The sequence below is a fragment of the Pseudomonas edaphica genome, assembly GCF_005863185.1.
Classification (GTDB): domain Bacteria; phylum Pseudomonadota; class Gammaproteobacteria; order Pseudomonadales; family Pseudomonadaceae; genus Aquipseudomonas; species Aquipseudomonas edaphica.
In genome coordinates, this window is sequence record NZ_VBVZ01000722.1 from 1 (window position 1) to 2,865 (window position 2,865).

Below are 2,865 nucleotides of genomic sequence, written 5' to 3' on the forward strand. Positions count from 1 at the left end.
CCGCCGCTATCGCAGGCAAGCCAGCTCCCACATTCAGGCATCCTCAAGTATGAGGTCGGCGCCCTTCTCCGCCACCATCAATACCGCCGCATGGGTGTTACCCGAGGTCACATTCGGGAAAATCGACGCGTCCACAATGCGCAAGCCGTGCAACCCGTGCACCTTCAAGCGCTTGTCCACCACCGACACCTGCGGGTCCGAGCCCATCGCACAGGAGCCGCACAGGTGGTAGATCGAGCCGCTGTTTTCGCGGAAGTATTGCAGCATCTGCTCGTCGCTCTGCACGGCCGCGCCGGGCAACACCTCGGCCACCGTGATGCCTTTGAGCGCAGGTGCCTGCATGATCTTGCGCATCAAGCGGCTGCCCTGGATGACTTCGTCAATGTCCTTTTGCGTACTCAGATAGTTCGGATCGATCAACGCCGCATCCCGCGGGTTGTTCGAGGCGATGCGGATGGTGCCACGACTGGTCGGCCGGCACGGGTTGAAGCACAGCAGGAAACCGGAATACGGCTCGGGCTTGAGGCTGGCCTTGTTGTTTTTCGGAATCTGGTACGACAGCGGGTTAAAGTACAACTGCAGGTTCGGGTCCGCCTGCTGGTCGTTGCCGCGAAAGAAACCACCGGCCTGGTTGACGCTCATCGCCAACGCGCCCTTACGAGTGAACAGGTATTTCAGGCCCAGTTTCAGCTGGCCGAACAAAGAGCTGAGTTCGTCGTTGAGGGTGGGGATATTGGCCTTGTAGTAGTAGCTGGCGCACAAGTGGTCCTGCAGGTTTTCACCTACGGCCGGCAGGTGCTTGACCAGTGGGATGCCGTGTTCAGCCAGCAGTTGCTGATCGGCCACGCCGGACAGTTGCAGGATCTTCGGCGTGTCGACGGCACCCGCGCAAAGGATCACTTCCTTGCGTGCCTTAAAGGTGCGCACCACGCCCTTTTGGGACACGCGAATCCCGCTGGCGCGTTGCTGGTCATCAAACAGCACACGATCAACCAGTGCATGCAACTCCACGGTCAGGTTCGTGCGACTGAGCGCCGGATGCAAATGCGCAAAGCTGCTTGAGCAGCGCTCGCCATTGCGGGTGTTGACGTCATACAGGCCCGCGCCTTCGAAATGGGGGCCATTGAAGTCATCACTGAGGCCGTAGCCGAGCTGTTCGCAGCCCTTGAGGAACACGTCACAAATCGGGTGGGTCTGGCCCTTCATCGGTGTGATGCTGATGGGGCCGCTGCCACCGTGGTACTCGGTGTCGCCCAGCGGGTGATTTTCCAGTTTGCGGAAGTACGGCAGTACATCCTTGAAACCCCAACCGTCGTTACCGTTGGCCGCCCAGTCATTGAAGTCATGGGCCTGACCGCGCACGTAGATCATGGCGTTGATCGAACCCGAACCGCCCTGCACCTTGCCGCGCGGCGCATAGATTTCCCGGCCAGCCAAGTGTTTTTGCGGCTGGCTGTAGTACATCCAGTTAAAGGTCGGGTTGTAATACATCTTGGCGAATCCGACCGGGATCTTGAACCACCAGGAACTGTCTTTGCCACCGGCTTCCAGCAGCAACACCGAGTATTCGCCCGAAGCGGAAAGCCGGTTGGCCAGAACGCAGCCGGCAGCACCCGCGCCGGCGATGATGTAGTCATATGTCATTCACGGTTACCGCGTAAGTCGTTTTTATCAGCCCTTGGCGGGCGAAGTGTCTTTGACGTCAGCTGGCGTCGGCGCCATCTGCAGGTGCAAACGCTCGCCGGTGTACGGTGTGTGTTTGCGCACCACGTCCATGTTCAGCTCCACGCCCAGGCCCGGTTCGGTGGACGGGATGATGTAGCCGTCCTCCCATTGCAGCGGCGTGGTCAGCACTTCGGCGTGGAAACCGCCCCAGGTCATGATGCTTTCCTGGATCAGGAAGTTCGGCGTGCACGTGGCCAGCTGGAAACTCGCCGCCGCGCCGATCGGCCCGTTGTACAAGTGCGGCGCGATTTGCGCGTAATAGGCTTCTGCCATGCTCGCGATCTTCTTCGCCTCCAGCAGCCCGCCGCAACGCGCCACGTTCATTTGCAGGATCGACGCGCCGCCGGCCTGCAGCAGTTTGAAAAACTCGTACTTGGTGGTCAGGCGCTCGCCGGTGGCAATCGGGATGCTGGTCTTGGCCGCGACCTGGGCCATCGCGTCTTCCTGGCCAGGCGGCACCGGTTCTTCGAACCACAGCGGGTCGTATTTCTCCAGGCGCTTGGCCAGGCGGATCGCCGATGACGGCACCATCTGCCCATGGGTGCCGAACAACAGGTCGCACTTGTCGCCCACCGCCTCGCGGATCTTGCAGCAGAAAGTCTCGCAACGCTCCAGCACTTCCAGCGAAATCTGGTGGCCGGAGTACGCGGTGTACGGGCCGGCCGGGTCGAACTTCACGGCGGTGAAGCCTTTGTTCATATTCTCGATGGCGCACTCGGCGGCCAGGTCCGGGTCGTCGTAGTCGTACTCGCCCTTGCTGTTGACCGGGTACAGGTAGGTGTAGGAACGCAGGCGCTCGTTGACCTTGCCACCCAGCAGCTCATAGACCGGCTTGTTGGCGGCTTTGCCGATGATGTCCCAGCACGCCATTTCCAGGCCGCTGACCACGCCCATCATGGTCAGGTCCGGGCGCTGGGTGAAACCGCTCGAATAAGCCTGGCGGAAAAACCGCTCGATGTGGTGCGGGTCGTGGTTGAGCAGGTAGCGCTCGAACACATCCTCGATGATCGGCAGCATGGCCTTGGGACCAAGGGTGGCGGCGTAAATCTCACCGACACCTTCAATGCCGCAGTCGGTCTTGAGTTTGACAAACAGCCAATACATGCCACCGATATGCGGTGGTGGGACGGCAACGATATG

General features: G+C 60.7%; 2 protein-coding genes. Both read right to left on the reverse strand.

Annotated features, from left to right (window positions below; genetic code table 11):
* Nucleotides 1-33: 33 nt before the first annotated feature.
* Complete coding sequence (locus FEM54_RS29535; RefSeq protein WP_099549894.1) at nucleotides 34-1,644, reverse strand: GMC family oxidoreductase; 1,611 nt, start codon at nucleotides 1,642-1,644, stop codon at nucleotides 34-36.
* A 27-nt stretch (nucleotides 1,645-1,671) separates the two neighbouring features.
* A partial coding sequence (locus FEM54_RS29540; RefSeq protein WP_205894441.1) for a mandelate racemase/muconate lactonizing enzyme family protein occupies nucleotides 1,672-2,865 on the reverse strand: 1,194 nt, incomplete at its 5' end.

Coding starts and splice junctions, on each gene's coding strand:
- FEM54_RS29535 (WP_099549894.1), bottom strand. CDS start 1,644: ATGACATATGACTACATCATCGCCGGCGCGGGTGCTGCCGGCTGCGTT.